This window comes from Verrucomicrobiia bacterium, assembly GCA_035629175.1.
Lineage (GTDB): Bacteria > Verrucomicrobiota > Verrucomicrobiia > Limisphaerales > DASXHY01 > DASXHY01.
The window spans coordinates 102,350-118,238 of record DASPIL010000023.1 but is presented as its reverse complement, the minus strand read 5'-3'; the positions used below and the strand labels follow the sequence as shown (position 1 = coordinate 118,238).

Annotated in this window: 7 protein-coding genes; 4 read left to right on the top strand and 3 right to left on the bottom strand. The window is 58.9% G+C overall.

Translation table 11 applies throughout. The features are described from left to right. Positions 1 to 159 precede the first annotated feature (159 nt). Positions 160 to 2,124, top strand: a complete 1,965-nt coding sequence (locus VEH04_04095) for an Hsp70 family protein (protein HYG21940.1) — start codon at positions 160 to 162, stop codon at positions 2,122 to 2,124. A gap of 82 nt (positions 2,125 to 2,206) precedes the next feature. Here the strand turns inward: VEH04_04095 and VEH04_04090 are convergent, their stop codons facing one another. The 3 genes from VEH04_04090 to gltB all read right to left on the bottom strand — a co-directional run bounded on the left by VEH04_04090 (position 2,207) and on the right by gltB (position 11,126). Further along, a complete protein-coding gene (locus tag VEH04_04090; protein ID HYG21939.1) occupies positions 2,207 to 4,249 on the bottom strand; it encodes an ATP-binding protein in 2,043 nt (680 codons plus the stop codon). Positions 4,250 to 4,822: 573 nt separating this feature from the next. Further along, positions 4,823 to 6,307, bottom strand: coding sequence for a glutamate synthase subunit beta (locus tag VEH04_04085; protein ID HYG21938.1), 1,485 nt, complete (start codon positions 6,305 to 6,307; stop codon positions 4,823 to 4,825). 181 nt (positions 6,308 to 6,488) lie between these two features. Continuing rightward, positions 6,489 to 11,126, bottom strand: a complete 4,638-nt coding sequence (gene gltB / locus VEH04_04080) for a glutamate synthase large subunit (protein ID HYG21937.1) — start codon at positions 11,124 to 11,126, stop codon at positions 6,489 to 6,491. A 203-nt stretch (positions 11,127 to 11,329) separates the two neighbouring features. Between gltB and VEH04_04075 the strand changes: the two genes are divergently transcribed. The 3 genes from VEH04_04075 (at position 11,330) to VEH04_04065 (ending at position 15,784) form a co-directional block, all read left to right on the top strand. Continuing rightward, positions 11,330 to 13,711, top strand: coding sequence for a tetratricopeptide repeat protein (locus VEH04_04075; GenBank protein ID HYG21936.1), 2,382 nt, complete (start codon positions 11,330 to 11,332; stop codon positions 13,709 to 13,711). 112 nt (positions 13,712 to 13,823) lie between these two features. Beyond that, positions 13,824 to 14,819, top strand: a complete 996-nt coding sequence (locus tag VEH04_04070; protein ID HYG21935.1) for an N-acetylmuramoyl-L-alanine amidase — start codon at positions 13,824 to 13,826, stop codon at positions 14,817 to 14,819. Next, entirely contained in the window at positions 14,816 to 15,784 is a 969-nt protein-coding gene (locus tag VEH04_04065; GenBank protein HYG21934.1) for an NAD-dependent epimerase/dehydratase family protein, read from the top strand. The genes VEH04_04070 and VEH04_04065 overlap by 4 nt, the downstream gene beginning before the upstream one ends. The last annotated feature ends 105 nt before the right edge of the window (positions 15,785 to 15,889 follow it).

The window sequence follows — 15,889 nt, the reverse complement described above, 5'->3', positions numbered from 1 at the left end:
CCTTAAGATCGCCAAGCAACCGGATCGCGTTCGAATTGAGAGCTATGTCCCATGCAAGCAAAGAGAACCTATACGACTGCAATTCGGCGCTCCGCTGACGCGGGAGGATCGCTGGAATGTTGATTTGATGAGCAGGTTGTCTCACAGTCCACCTTTCCTATGAGCAAAATTGTCGGCATTGACCTCGGCACCACCAATTCACTGGTGGCCCTCGTTGATTCCGGGATTCCCCTGGTGATTGCTGATTCAGAAGGCAACCGCCTCACCCCGTCCATCGTTCATTACTCAGCCAACAACTCGGCTCCGCTCGTTGGGCATCCCGCGAATCGACTGCGCCTCATTCGGCCTGACGAAACCGTTTACTCGGTGAAGCGCTTCATCGGCCGCCGCGGCTCGGATGTATCGGGCGAGGCATCGGTCACTTACCGGGTGAAGACCGAGGGAGGAGGCGCGGTGACAATCCCGATCCATGGGCGCGATTACACGCCCGAGGAGGTTTCTGCCGAAATTCTCAAAAAGCTTAGGAAGGATGCGGAGCATTATACGGGCGGAGCTGTCTCCCGTGCGGTAATCACCGTGCCCGCCTACTTCAACGACGCGCAACGCAATGCGACAAAACGGGCTGGCGAACTGGCAGGATTCGCGGTTGAACGGATCATCAACGAGCCGACAGCCGCGGCGCTTGCGTATGGCCTGAATCGGCTGCACGAAAAAGCGCGGATCGCAGTTTACGATCTTGGCGGAGGCACGTTCGACCTGTCGATACTTGAACTGACGGGCGGCGTCTTCCAGGTGCTCTCCACGAATGGCAACACGCGACTGGGTGGAGACGACATCGATCAACGCGTAATGGAATTCCTGGTCGAACAAATCGCGCCTCACATCCCAGACCTGAAGCCGTTCGCACCCGGCGCGGCGGCAACGCGATCGCTGCAGGACACACTTCCATCCGCGTCCGTGCTCACGCAGTTGTCCCGGATTCGCGAAGCGGCCGAGCAGGCCAAGATCCGGTTGTCAGCAGAAACCGAGGTGGAGATCACCCTTCCCTTCCTTACCCCTGATTACAGCTTCGGCTGCACGCTTGCACGGGCCCAACTGGAACGACTGGCGCGCGACGTTATCCTGCGGACACGCGAGCATTGCTTGCGTTCCCTCGCTGACGCGAAACTGGAGCCGCGCGAACTCGATCAGGTGATTCTCGTCGGGGGCCAGACGCGCATGCCGCTCGTTCGCCAGCTCGTCAGCGAATGGTTCGAATGCGCGGACTTTGAGGAAACCCGCGGGGGCATCCGCATCGGGGAGGATTTTCATCGCGGTTCGGGCCCGCAGCTAAACACATCGCAGAACCCCGATGAAGCTGTTGCGCTGGGCGCTGCGATTCAGGCCGAGATTCTGTCTGGCGGATTCCAAAATCTGCTCCTGCTTGACGTGACGCCGCTTTCACTGGGGATCGAAACCTTTGGCGGCTTGATGAACGTGATCATTCCGCGCAACTCGACCATTCCCCTGAAGGCAGGCGAGATGTTCACCACCGCAATGGATAATCAGGCCAGCATGCTCATTCACGTGTTGCAGGGTGAACGCGAGCGCGCGCGCGACAATTGGAGCCTCGGCAAATTCACGCTGGAGTTCGAACGCGCGCCGCGGGGCGCCGCCAGGGTGGGCGTGCAGTTCGAAATTGATGCCAATGGCATCCTGCACGTCCTCGCGCGCGACACGCGGACAGGCAACGAAAAGATCGTGGAAATGAAGTCAGCGGTGGATGTGGATGACTCGGCCGTTCAGCAGATGGTTGAAGAATCGGTGGAACACGCCTTCGAAGACCTCGCTGCACGGCGGTGGATTGAGGCGAAACTCAAGGCAGCCGAACTGGTGAACGCGACACGCAAGGCGCTGGATGAGTGCTCCAGTGAGCTGGATGCGGGTTATCGCGCTGAACTGGAGCAGGCTTTGGCCGTTGTTGAAAGCTCGATCAAATCGGAATCGCAGAAAAGCGGGAGCGGCGATGTCGCCCAGCTGAAGGCCGCGTGCGCACAGCTCGACGAGACGTCGAAACCTCTTGCGGAACTCCTGATGGACCGCGCGGTGGAAACGATGTTGAAAAAGCGCGGGCTCCTGCCGTAGGCGCGCTCCGACGGGTGCAACCTTTCCCGCCGAACACACGCGGCACTTCTGCAGCGAATCGCGCTGCCCTGCTTGTAGCGGTTCAGCCTTGGGGCGCGGCGTCAACGGGCAGCGAAATGCGGATGATCCCGGACTGTCCGCTCTTCGGCGCGACGATTTCCAGTTTGCCGTGATGGGTTTCTATGATCTTGCGGCTGACGGTGAGGCCGAGCCCCAGCCCGACATTGCGGGTGGTGAAGAAGGGTGACGGTGCATTCTGCGCCGCCTCGGAAGTGAAACCCGTCCCGTTGTCCTGGACCTGGATTTCCAGCGCGGGCCGGCCGTTTCCGTTTGCGTGTTCATGCAGGCTGACGCCAATTTTTGCATTCGATGGGTTGGCCTGCAGCGCGTTGATGATCACTTCGGTCAATGCGTGCTTCAACGCAGCGCGGTCGCCCGTTACAACAAACGGCTTGTCCTCGTCCTTGTATTGGAACTCAGCCGACTTGACGGGCTGATGCTTCCGCGCTTCCTGGTAGGCTTCCTCGATCAACGGCGTCACCGGGAATGCCTCCTGTGCGAGAACGGAATCGCGCGCCAGAAAACGCATTTGATTGATCAGGCGCGTGACGCGCTTGACGCCATCCGCCAGCGCTGCATCCAGCGAGGCCCGGAATTCAGGATCCTTGTATTTGTCGGCGAGCAATTGCTGATGGGTCGAAAGCGGCACCATCGCATTGCCAATCTCGTGTGCCAGGCGATCGGCCATGGTGCGGACGAGGCGCAGATTCGCGGTCTCGAGTTCCAGCCGCCGGAACTGTTCGCTCTGGGTGAGGTCCTCGACCATCAATAACGCCGATGCGGGTTGCGTTCCGGTCTGGCGCTGGAAGGGAACGATCGAGACGTTGTACACCGCGCCTGGAACCCCTTCGGGCTGGAACTTGAATGGCGGGATTGCAGTCCCGGTTTTCAGCACCTGATAAACTTTGGCGCCAATGGACTGCGGGAGGTCGCTGAATTCCAATTCGCCCGTTCGCCGATTGGAAACCGTGAAGAACCTGCGGGCCGTCTTGTTGGAGTGCAGCACGGCGAGATCGCGATTCACGACCACGCACGCATTGTTCAACTCGCGGAGAATGCCCGCCATCATTTCGTGGTTCGATCCCAGTTGATCATGCAGCCAGATGTTTTTGACTGCGAGCCCGACCTGCTCCAGCAGATGGAAGATCAATTCCAGTTCACCGTTTGCCAGCGGTTCGCCCGTGATATGGCCGTCGAACACAGCCACTCCGACCACGGTTTCGCGGTCGAGAATCGGCACGGCAACCTGTGTTCCGAGCAATTCAAATTCTTTTTGAGTTTCCGCGTCCCGGCGCGCTTCTTCGCTGTGGCGTCGCAGGATTCGCCCGAGGCGCGACACCTGTCCGCCAATCCCGTTTTCGAACGAGAGTTCGAAGTGCTCGAGCAGTCCCGGCGCAACGCCGATGGCGCACGCGGCGCGGAGGCGCCGGCCTTGTTCGAGCGGGAGCCGCTCACCCATCCATTGGACGGGTTGATGCAGAAACACCGCGGCGCGGTTGATGCCGATCAACTCGCGCAGCAACAGCAGGAACTGCTTGAGCATTGCATCGGCGTCAAGCGAATGGGTGAGGATGGCTGAGAACCCGCGCAAGGCGCCGAGGCTTTGATAGCTGGCCTGTGCGGCGGCACCGGAAAGCTGCGCCGGCTCCGGCGGCTTGGCGACCTCGTGGGGATGCTTTTCCGTGTGGGGAGCTTCCGCGGCAGCGGGGACAGTCCAGAGGCGCTCCAGCATGGCGGTGAACATGCGCATTCGCACAGGCTTGGCAAACACGTGAGTGGCGCCCTTGAGATACGCCTCCTCCTCCCACTCCGCCTGCTTTGAACCTGTAAAAAGAATGATCGGGCACCGCGGCGCGCGGCGGCGCAGCTTCTCAAGAATCCAAATCTCCTGCACGCCCGCAAGTTCCACATCGACGATGCAGGCGTTGGCAAGGCCGTGCGCGAGCAGCGGCTCCGCTTCTTCAACACCGGCGCGGTGGACAATACGATACTGTTCAGGGCTGAGACCCGCACGAAGGGTCTCGGCCAGCTCCGGATGCGGAGCCAGGACAAGGAGGGTTTTCATTTCGAGAGTGGGCTCACCAAGGTATAGAAAAATTGCGATCGCGATTGCTTCCGTCCGACCAGGTCGGTCCCCGTTGAAGTGACAATCGCTTCACGCCTGACGATCCTCTGTCTACCCCGGGTGTCATGCGAAACGAAGTAAGCCTTTCCTGCTGCGGTCACTGTCATTAGATAATCCATACGGAAGTCACCGGGTCAATTCATTCTTGTCCACAAGCATAGAAACAACGCGGGCCCATTCAATGTCATCGAATACCGAATTTTTAAATCAGGAGGATTACGTACAGAATTGCCGGGGGGAAACTATTTCGCGGGAAAAATGAAGTGTTCCAGAAAGCGCGCTGCGTTCGCGGCGTTTCAGTGGACGACCTGCGAAGGCGCAGAAGGGCGGGTTTAATTGGGGTGAACAGCAGCCTGTCTGCGCGTCAGGCGCAGTGCCGTGGGCGGATTCCGACGGATGAAGCTTGCACGCGTTCCCGCCCATTGCGGCTGGGCCGTGCAGACACAGCCGCGCTGCTCAGAAGGCATTCCGCTCCCGCACGCTGAGGCGCCGGAACGGCAAGGTCGGGGCACCTTACGGCAGGTCCGTGTGCCCCATCAGGTAACGATCACACTCGCGCGCGGCGCCGCGACCCTCATTGAAGGCCCAGACCACGAGGCTTTGTCCGCGGCGGCAATCTCCCGCAGCAAACACGCCCTTGATGTTCGTGTGATACTTCTCGAATTCCGCCTTCACATTTGAACGCGGATCGCGTTCGACGTTCAACGCATCAAGCAACGGCTGCTCCGGCCCGAGGAATCCCATCGCCAGCAACACGAGCTGCGCAGGAAGCACTTTCTCCGTCCCGGGAACGTGCCTCGACATAAACTGGCCCTTGTCGTTGCGTTCCCACGCAACTTCGACCGTATGGACCGCCTTGACGTGCCCGTTCGCATCACCTTCGAACTTCGTCGCGGTGGTAAGATAAACGCGGGGGTCGGCGCCAAACTTGTCGGCAGCTTCCTCCTGCCCGTAGTCCATGCGGTACACCTTTGGCCATTCCGGCCACGGATTGTCCTTCGCCCGATCAAGCGGCGGCTTGGGCAGAATTTCCACCTGCACGAGGCTCTTGCAGCCATGGCGTATCGAGGTTCCGACGCAATCCGTTCCCGTGTCGCCGCCGCCAATGACGACGACGTCCTTGCCTTCCGCGGAGATGAACCCGCCGTTTTTGTGCTGATTCAGCACGGCGCGGGTATTCTCCGTCAGGAATTCCATCGCGAAATGAATGCCCTTCAACGGCCGGCCTTCGATCGGCAGGTCACGCGGCTTGGTCGCGCCCGTGCAGAGCACGACGGCGTCAAAATCCTTGAGCAACTGTTCCGCTGGCAGGTTCTTGCCCACCTCCGTGTTGCAGACGAACTGGATGCCTTCCTTCTCAAGCACCTTCAGCCGGCGCATCACGACTTCGTTCTTGTCGAGCTTCATGTTGGGAATGCCATACATGAGCAGGCCTCCAGGCCGATCGGCGCGCTCGAACACGGTCACGAGATGACCGGCCTTGTTCAACTGGGCGGCGGCAGAAATGCCTGCAGGCCCGGATCCCACAACGGCGACCTTCTTTCCAGTGCGCTTCTTGGGCGGCTCGGGAACGACCCATCCATTCTCCCAGCCGTGGTCAATGATCGCGCATTCAATGTTCTTGATCGTGACGGGCGGGTTGTTCATGCCCAGCACGCATGAGCCTTCGCAGGGCGCCGGACAGACCCGGCCTGTGAAGTCGGGGAAATTATTGGTTTTATGAAGCCGGTCGAGGGCTTCGCGCCAGAGACCGCGATAAACGAGGTCGTTCCATTCGGGAATGAGGTTGTGAATCGGGCAGCCGCTGGCCATTCCGTTGAGGAGCTGTCCCGTATGGCAGAAGGGAATTCCGCAATCCATGCAGCGCGCGCCCTGCTTGCGCAGGTCCTCTTCCGGCATGTGAAAGTGAAACTCGTTCCAGTCAGCAATGCGCTCTGCGGCCGAACGATCCTTCGGCAGCTGGCGCAGGTAATCAAGAAATCCAGTGGGTTTACCCATGAGTAGTTGTCAGGTCTGGAGGCGAAACGCCGGAATGCGCCGCGCACAATCAGCGGCCGCAATTTCAACCATTCGCGTCTTCCAGTTCATTGTTCAGGTTACAGTTCTAGAGAGTTCCGGCTTCAGCCGATGAGTGCGCCAGGCGCTACCCGTTTTGAAGTGTGTTGCATCAGCAGGCTGCTCACCCACCGCCAACACGCGCCACGTCCCGCACGTTTTCCTCGAAGGCGGCCATGATCGCGTCGTCGCCGCTGAGACCCTGCTGCTCCACTCGCTTCAACGCTTCCAGCACGCGGGCGTAATCCTTCGGCAACACCTTCACAAACTTCGGCACGTGCGCCTTCCAATCTGCCAATATCTTTGCCGCTCGCTCGCTTCGCGTGTAGGTGTGATGCCGCTGGATCAATTTCCAAACCGCTTCGGTTTCGTCCGTGTCGACCAGCGGCCCGAGTCCCACGAGTTCCATGTTGCAGTGATTCGCAAAATCGCCCGCTTCATCCAGGACGTAAGCAACACCACCCGACATGCCCGCGGCAAAATTCCGGCCCGTCCTGCCGAGCACAACAACGCGTCCGCCAGTCATGTATTCGCAACCGTGATCTCCCACGGCTTCGACAACCGCGTTGACCCCCGAGTTCCGCACACCAAACCGTTCACCCGCCATGCCGCGCACGAAAATCTCCCCGCTTGTCGCGCCATACAAGGCGACGTTGCCGATGATGATATTATCCTCAGCTGCGAAAGTGGAGCCCTTCGGCGGATACACAACGAGTTTGCCGCCGCTCAAGCCTTTGCCGAAATAATCGTTCGCATCGCCCTCGAGCTCGAGAGTCATGCCCTTCGGGATAAACGCGCCAAAACTCTGCCCCGCGCTGCCGTTGAACTTCAACTGCACGGTATCCTCCGGAAGCCCGGCGGGCCCGTGCTGCTTCGTGATCTCACTGCCCGTGATTGTGCCAACGACGCGGTTGACGTTGATAATCGGCAACTCAGCCTTGACGGATTCGCCGCGTTCAATGGCAGGGCGGCAGATGTCCAGCAGATGCGTGACATCGAGCGATTTCTCAAGCCCATGATCCTGTGCGATCTGGCGGAAACGCCCGACCTCAGGTCCGACCTGCGGCTGATGCAACACCGGCGTGAGATCCACACCGCGCGCCTTCCAATGATCAATTGCTTTCCATGGCGCCAGGCGATCCGTCCGACCGACCATTTCTTCGATCGTTCGGAAACCCAGCTTCGCCATGATCTCGCGCAATTCCTCGGCAATGAAGCGCATGAAATTCACCACATGCGCGGGATCGCCGCTGAATCGTTCGCGCAATCGCGGATCCTGCGTGGCGACGCCTACAGGGCAGGTGTTCAGGTGGCACACGCGCATCATGATGCAACCGAGCACCACGAGGGGAGCCGTTGCGAAACCAAATTCCTCCGCGCCCAGCAACGCCGCGACCGCGACGTCACGCCCCGTTTTGAGCTGTCCGTCAGTCTCCACATAAATGCGGCTGCGCAGATTGTTCAGCACCAGCGTTTGATGCGTCTCTGCCAGGCCGAGTTCCCAGGGACCGCCCGCATGTTTGATCGATGACAACGGCGACGCGCCGGTTCCGCCGTCATGCCCGCTGATCAACACAACGTCTGCATGCGCCTTGGCGACGCCGGCAGCGACCGTTCCCACGCCCACTTCGGCCACGAGCTTCACGCTGATCCGCGCGTCGCGGTTGGAATTTTTCAAGTCGTGGATCAACTCCGCGAGATCTTCGATGGAATAAATATCGTGATGCGGCGGCGGCGAGATCAAGCCCACGCCCGCGGTGGTGCCGCGGGTTTTCGCAATTTCCGGGAAAACCTTCTTGCCCGGGAGTTCGCCGCCCTCGCCAGGCTTGGCACCCTGCGCCATTTTGATCTGCAATTCCCGCGCGTTGACAAGGTAATGGCTGGTGACGCCGAATCGCCCGGAAGCGACCTGCTTGATGGCCGAGTTCTTTGAATCACCCAGTTCGTTTGTCCAGCTGTAGCGGGCCGGATCCTCACCGCCTTCGCCGGTGTTGGACTTGCCGCCGAGTCGGTTCATCGCGATGGCGAGCGCCTCGTGCGCCTCCTTGCTGATGGAACCGTAACTCATCGCGCCCGTCTTGAAGCGCTTCACAATGGATTCCACCGATTCCACTTCATCGATTGGCAGCGGGTTCTCCGCCCATTTGAAGTCAAGCAAACCGCGCAGCGTGCAGAGATTCTTCGCCTGATTATTCACCAGTTCCGAATACTCGCGGAAGATCTTGTAACTGTTCAGCCGGCAGCCGATCTGCAGCTTGTGAATGGTCTGCGGATTGAACAGGTGATATTCCCCGTTGTCGCGCCATTGATATTGCCCCCCCGCGTCGAGCTCGCCATTCACATCGCGATCCGGGAACGCATGATGATGCCGCGCGAGCGCCTCCTCGGCGATGACGTCAAGGCCGACTCCCTGGATGCGCGAGGCAGTCCATGTAAAATATTTGTCGATGACATCACTGTTCAGCCCGACCGCTTCAAAGATCTGTGCGCCGCGGTAGCTCTGGATGGTGGAGATGCCCATCTTCGCCATCGTCTTGACCACGCCCTTGATGGTCGCCTTGATGTATTTTTTCACCGCCTTGTGATGGTCGGTGTTCACCAGCAGGCCTTCGCCAATCATGTCGTCGATCGTGTCGTAGGCGAGGTAAGGATTAATGGCACTGCAGCCATATCCAATCAGCAGCGCAAAGTGATGGACCTCACGGGGTTCACCCGATTCCAGGACGATGCCGACGCGCGAGCGGGTGCCTTTGCGGATGAGATGATGATGCAGGCTCGCAACGGCCAATAGCGCAGGAACGGGAGCCATCTCGCGCGAAATCCCGCGATCAGAAAGGATCAGGATCGTTGCGCCATCTGCAATCGCACGGTCCGCCGCGGCAAATACCTCGTCGAGGGCTGCTTCGAGGCCCTTGGCTTTGTCGCCCGCCTTAAACAGGATTGAAAGCGTCTGCGCCTTGAAGCCCTTGCGCTGAACGTGCCGAAGCTTCTCCAGCTCGGCGTTCGTCAACAGCGGATGCTCGAGCTTGATCAACGCGCAGCTTTCAGGCGTCGGATTCAAGAGACCTCCGCGGGCACCCACCATCGTCTCCGTCGATGTGATGATTTCTTCGCGAATCGGATCAATTGGCGGATTTGTGACCTGCGCAAACAACTGCTTGAAATAGTTGTAGAGCAGCTGCGGCTTGTTCGACAGCACGGCAAGCGGCGTGTCGGTTCCCATGGAACCCAGCGGCTGCACGCCATCGTTCGCCATCGGCCCAACAATGAATCGCAGATCCTCAAACGTGTAACCGAAGGCGAGCTGGCGTTGAACAATCTTGCGATGTTCCGGCTCGGTTCCCAGCGTGGGCTCGGGAAGCTGTTCCAGCAGCACGTGATGTTCATCCAGCCACTGCTGATACGGATGCTCACTCGCGTACTTCTTCTTCAACTCCTCGTCAGCCACGATGCGGCCTTCAATCGTGTCGACCAGAAACATGCGGCCCGGCTGCAGGCGGCCCTTGATCGCGATACGTTCGGGTTCGATCGGGAGCACTCCCGCTTCCGACGCCATGATGACCAGGTCATCCTTAGTCACGTAATAACGGGAGGGCCGCAATCCATTTCGATCGAGACATGCACCGATGCGAAAACCGTCTGTGAAAGCCACTGACGCGGGGCCGTCCCAGGGTTCCATAAGGCACGAATGAAACTCGTAGAACGCGCGACGCTGTGGATCCATGCTCTCGTGATTTTCCCACGGCTCGGGAATCATCATCATCATGGCATGCGGCAACTCGCGGCCGGCCATCACCAGCAATTCCACCGCGTTGTCGAACATGGCGGAGTCGCTGCCATCCGTGTTCACCACAGGCAGGACCTTCTTGATGTCGGCGCCGAACAGTTCCGATTTGAAATTGGACTGGGCCGCGTGCATCCAGTTGATGTTGCCGCGGAGTGTGTTGATTTCGCCGTTGTGCGCAATGAAGCGGTACGGGTGCGAACGGTCCCAACTCGGAAACGTGTTCGTGGAAAAACGGGAATGCACGAGCGCGAGCGCCGTTGTCATTTCCGAATTGCGAAGATCGGGATAATATTCAGCGACCTGCGCGGGCATCAGCATGCCCTTGTAAACAACGGTGCGGCTCGACAGGCTGGACACATAGAACCATTTTCCTCCCGGGACCTTCCCGCTGTAACGAATCCGCTGTTCGGCAACCTTCCGGATCACATACAACTTCCGCTCGAAAGCCAGATCATCCTTTAACGCGGGATTGCGTCCCACAAAGACCTGCATCATGTGCGGCTCTGAAGCCTTGGCGGTATTGCCGAGTGATGCGTTGTCCGTTGGAATATCCCGCCATCCAAGCAGCAGCTGGCCTTCTTCCCCGATAATCCTCGACACTTCGTTCTTGACACCATCCCTATCGGCAAGTGTGGGCGGCATGAACAACATGCCCACGCCGTATTGTCCAAATGGGGGAAGTTTGAAGCCTAGCTTCTCCGTCTCAGACGCCAGAAATTCATGCGGAACCTGCATCAGGATTCCCGCGCCGTCACCCGTGTTGACTTCGCATCCGCACGCGCCGCGATGATCAAGATTTACGAGGATTTGCAGGGCATCGGTGACCAGCTGATGCGACTTGCGGCCCTTCATGTTGACAACGAACCCGACGCCGCATGCATCGTGCTCAAACTGCGGGTCGTACAGGCCCTGTTTCTCCGGCGGACCGAGTAAAACCGGTTCGATCTTCTGCTGACCCGTTATGTTCCTGCTCATCGTCGTAGGTTCAATGCTTCTGGCTCAAAAAATGAGTAAAATTTTTATAGTTTTGGCGCAAATAGAACAACTGCGCAACAGTTCATTTCGGAAATTTATTCACCGAAACTGCCGGCCTGACTTTTGCAACGCTCCTAATGCTAAGCGCGTCCCCAATGCTGCCGGATTTGCCTCATGCCACACCGTCCACTAGCATCCGTTCCATGTCGAACGACGCAAATCGAAGCGTGGGATGGCTCTCGCTGGGCCTTGCCTTGCTGACGCTCGCCGTGTACGCGCAGGTCGCCACGTTCGACTTCGTCAACTTCGACGACCCCGACTACGTCTACTCCAATCCCGTGGTGCGTCAGGGACTCACCTGGCACGGCGTGGTGTGGGCCTTTGGAGATTTCCAAATCGCCAACTGGCATCCTTTGACGTGGTTGTCGCACATGCTGGATTGCGAATTATTTGGAGTCCGCCCCGGATGGCATCACATGGTGAATGTGCTCATCCACAGCGCAAATGCTTCCTTGCTGTTTGTCCTGCTCGTTCGGATGACTGGCGCTGTGTGGCGCAGCCTGTTTGTGGCTGCGTTGTTCGCGTTGCATCCGACTCACGTTGAATCGGTCGCCTGGATTTCCGAACGCAAGGACGTGCTGAGCACTTTTTTCGGTTTTCTATCGATCCTCGCGTACACCCGCTGGGTTCGGGACCCGCGACGCCGGGTTCAACCCTGGGCAGCGCTCGGCTGGTTTGTCCTCAGCCTGCTTGCCAAACCGATGCTGGTGACGATGCCGTTTCTTCTCCTGCTTTTCGATGTCTGGCCGCTGCAACGAGTCGAGAACACGGGGTGGCGAACTTTCTTTTCCCGATGTTTTTGGAAGCTTGCCCTGGAAAAAATCCCATGGTTTGGGCTGACGTTTGCCATGAGCGTGGTCACGTTCCTGGCACAGAAATCAGCGGGGGCGGTGATGCGAACGGAATCGCTGCCCGTCACGATGCGCCTCGCCAATGTCTTCACGGCCTACGGCGCTTACTTGAAAAAACTGTTCTGGCCGCAGGATCTGGCGCTGTTCTATCCCCTGCCAAAAGTCTGGTTGATCCAGCCGTTTCTAATCGGGGCGGCGGCCGTATTGGCCCTCTCGGTGCTGGCGGTGCTCTGGGCAAGGCGGCGTCCTCACTTCACGTTCGGCTGGTTATGGTATCTGGGAACTCTCGTCCCCGTGATCGGATTGGTGCAGGTCGGCGCACAGTCCATGGCCGATCGTTACACATATATTCCGTCCATCGGCATCTTCATCGCGGTTGCATGGCTTGCACACGAATTATTTCAGCGTTTTCAACTTCGAAACAGCACGAGCTTTTACGCGGGGGCAACGCTCGTGCTTGCCTGCGCGTGGCTGACGCGGATTCAGCTTAGTTATTGGCAGAACAGCGTGGCGATCTTCAGCCACGCGCTTGCGGTGACCCGTGACAACCCGATCGCAGCAAACAACCTTGCTGCGGCTTACGCTGATCGCAATCGGCTGGAGGACGCGTTGAAACTCTTCCGCCTCGCTATTGAAATCAACGACGTGAACCCGCTCTTCCGCGCAAACATTGGTGATCTGTTATCGAGAATGGGCCGGCATGAGGAGGCGCTGGAAAATCTCAATCTGGCCGTGACCCTCGACCCAACGAGCGGGATTTTCCAGAATCTGCACGGCCGCGCGCTGATGCACAGCGGCAATACCAACGCGGCCCTGCAGGCGTTCCGCCGGGCCATTGAATTAAAGCCGGATAACCCCGACGGCTATAACAATCTCGGCGGAGCGCTAACGGCGTTGGGCGAAGTGGACGAGGCGATGACCAATCTTCAACGCGCCCTGAAGATCGACAGCACCTATCTCGAAGCCTACAACAATCTGGGCGCCGCCCTGGTCCGCAAACAACGGTATGCCGACGCACTCGTCCAATATCAAAAGGCGCTAAGCTTTCATGCGACGAACGCCGTCACGCTGTTCAATGCCGGCGTGGCTTTGGAACGATTGGGACGCTTCCCAGAGGCCACATCTTACTTTCAACGCGCGGTGCAGGTGGATCCGAAGCACGTGGATGCGCGGTTTAATCTCGCGAGGCGGTTGTTCGTGCAGGGCAATCCGCAGGCGGCGGCTATGCACTTTGAAGAAGTGATCCGCCGAAAACCGGAGCACGGACAGGCGCGGCTTTTCCTGGGATTGGCGCAATTCGAAACAGGTAATGAAGAGAACGCGGTCACGAATTTGAAAGCGGCAGTCAATGTCGCGCCGAACTCAGTCGAAGCGTTGAATGGGCTCGCATGGGCGCTTGCGACAGCAAGCAACGAAACGGTTCGTGACGGTGCAACAGCAGTGGACCTGGCAACACGAGCCGCCGAACTGACTCAGCACCAGCGCGCCCCAGTGCTTCACACGCTCGCCGCTGCACACGCAGCAGCGGGCGCTTTCCAGGAAGCCATTCGGGTTGCCTCCCAGGCCGAAGCCCTGGCCACGGCACAAGGCCAGGCAGATCTCGCGACGCGCGTGCAGGAAGCGTCGTCGCTCTATCGTCAGCAACGGCCTCTCACTCGAAATGCAGAAAATTGACGCACACCATGAAACGTCTTGAGTCATCGAAACCTTGTTCCACAATGACAGCGTGTTGAGGGTTGATCGGATTATTTTGAGCGGGCTCATTCTTCTGGCTGGGTGCACCACCATGCCTGAACCCGACGATTCCACGACCGCGTTTTTTCCAGAGGAAGTGCGCGAGTCGCAGACGCTCGCTCCGCCGCCACAGGATCCTCCAGTCAGAATGCAACCGCCGAAATCCCAGCCGCCGCGTTGGATCCCCCTGAACCAGTGGGCTGCCGAAAAACAATTGGGCCCCCTCTCCGGTTCGCCTTCGAACTGGAATCCTGTGTTCTGGCTGGACACAACCCTGGGCCAGTTTGAAATTCGCACGCGAAGCCAGGTGGCGAAATGGGACGGGGCTGAATTCCGGCTCGGTTTCGATGTCCGCTTTGAGAACTTCCAACCCGTCATCCACGAACTCGATCTTCAAAAAAATTTCGAACCCCTGCTGCAGCCCGCCCCACTTCCGCCTGCCGGAACCCGCATTGTTGTGATTGATGCCGGCCATGGAGGTGGCAACGGCGGCACCCGCAGCGTCGTTACTGGGTTCAATGAAAAGGATTACACGCTGGACTGGGCCTTGCGCCTTGAACCGCTGTTGCGCGCAAACCAATGGCAGGTTTACCTGACGCGGACGAACGACATGGACCTCCCGCTCTCAGCGCGCGTGGCGTTCGCCGATCAATGCCGTGCGGACTTGTTCGTCAGCCTGCATTTCAACGCCGCGCCTTCCGGAGGCAAACAGGCTGGCCTTGAAACATTTTGCCTGACACCCACGGGAATGCGGTCAACGCTGACGCGCGAATACGAGGATGATCCCGCCGCTGTGTTTCCGAACAACCGTTTTGATGCGGATAATTTGCGATACGCGATGTTGCTCCATCGCGCCTTGCTGAAGGAATGTGGATTCGTCGATCGCGGTGTTCGGCGGGCGCGCTTCCTCGGCGTGTTGCGCGGACAAAATCGTCCCGCCGTTTTGCTCGAGGCAGGTTACTTGTCGAATCCAGCCGAAGCCTCCCGCATTCATACACCGGAATTTCGTCAGCGCCTTGCCGAGGCGGTTGCCCGCGCCCTGATGTGAACCGCAAAGCGAACATCCTCGTGACAGGCGGCGCGGGATTTATTGGGTCGCACCTGGTCGAACGCCTGTTGAACAGCGGACGCTCAGTCACCGTCGTTGACGATCTGTCGACGGGAAACCTCGCCAACCTGCAACCAGTCGCCACCCACCCTGATTTGCGCGTGGTCGAATCCCGGATATCCACGTGTTCGCATCTCGATGAATTCGTTGCGGCAGCGGACTCGATTTTCCACCTGGCCGCAACGGTCGGCGTTGAACTGGTCGTGCGTTCGGCGTTGCATGTTTTGCAATCGAGTTTCAGGGAAACGGAGGTTCTGTTTCAGGCGGCAGCCGCCCACAAAACCCAGATCCTGCTGACTTCAACGTCGGAGGTGTATGGGAAGAGCAACAAGCCTGATTTCAGCGAGGCAGACGACCTCATCATTGGGCCGCCCGACTGTGCGCGCTGGAGTTACGCATGCTCGAAGCTCATGGATGAATTTCTCGCGCTCGCGTATTCGCGCGAAATCGGACTGCCCGTGACAATCGCGCGGCTTTTCAACACGGTGGGCCCACGCCAGACGGGACGGTTCGGTATGGTGTTGCCACGCTTCATCGAAGCCGCACGAAAAGGCGAGCCGTTGCGAGTGTTTGGCGATGGCTCACAGACGCGCTGTTTCTGCCATGTCAGTGATGTGGTCGACGCCCTCGTGAAACTCCAGGAAACGCCTGCTGCACGAGGCGAGGTGTTCAACGTGGGAAGCACCGAGGAGGTTTCCATCCTTGAACTCGCGCACCTCGTGATCGACGTCCTGGGTTCGTCCTCTTCCGTCGAACTTGTCCCCTATGATACCGCGTATGCGCCAGGCTTCGCTGATATGCTTCGTCGAAAGCCAACCACAGACAAACTGGCGCGGGTGACTAGGACGCGTCCAACGACTTCTCTCGCCGAGATCATTCGACTCACGAACGCTGCGCTGCAATAGAGGCTCACGCGTCCCGCCGCTTAGCATGTGACTGATGCAAGCGTCAGCGATTTCGAAGAACCCGCCGAGCATGCTGAACCCGCGGTCCTGATTTGGGTACGCAGA

Excerpts from the sequence above, each read along its gene's own strand:
- VEH04_04090 (HYG21939.1), bottom strand. The coding sequence starts at position 4,249 with ATGAAAACCCTCCTTGTCCTGGCTCCGCATCCGGAGCTGGCCGAGACC.
- VEH04_04085 (HYG21938.1), bottom strand. The coding sequence starts at position 6,307 with ATGGGTAAACCCACTGGATTTCTTGATTACCTGCGCCAGCTGCCGAAG.
- VEH04_04070 (HYG21935.1), top strand. The coding sequence starts at position 13,824 with ATGCCTGAACCCGACGATTCCACGACCGCGTTTTTTCCAGAGGAAGTG.
- gltB (HYG21937.1), bottom strand. The coding sequence starts at position 11,126 with ATGAGCAGGAACATAACGGGTCAGCAGAAGATCGAACCGGTTTTACTC.
- VEH04_04095 (HYG21940.1), top strand. The coding sequence starts at position 160 with ATGAGCAAAATTGTCGGCATTGACCTCGGCACCACCAATTCACTGGTG.
- VEH04_04075 (HYG21936.1), top strand. The coding sequence starts at position 11,330 with ATGTCGAACGACGCAAATCGAAGCGTGGGATGGCTCTCGCTGGGCCTT.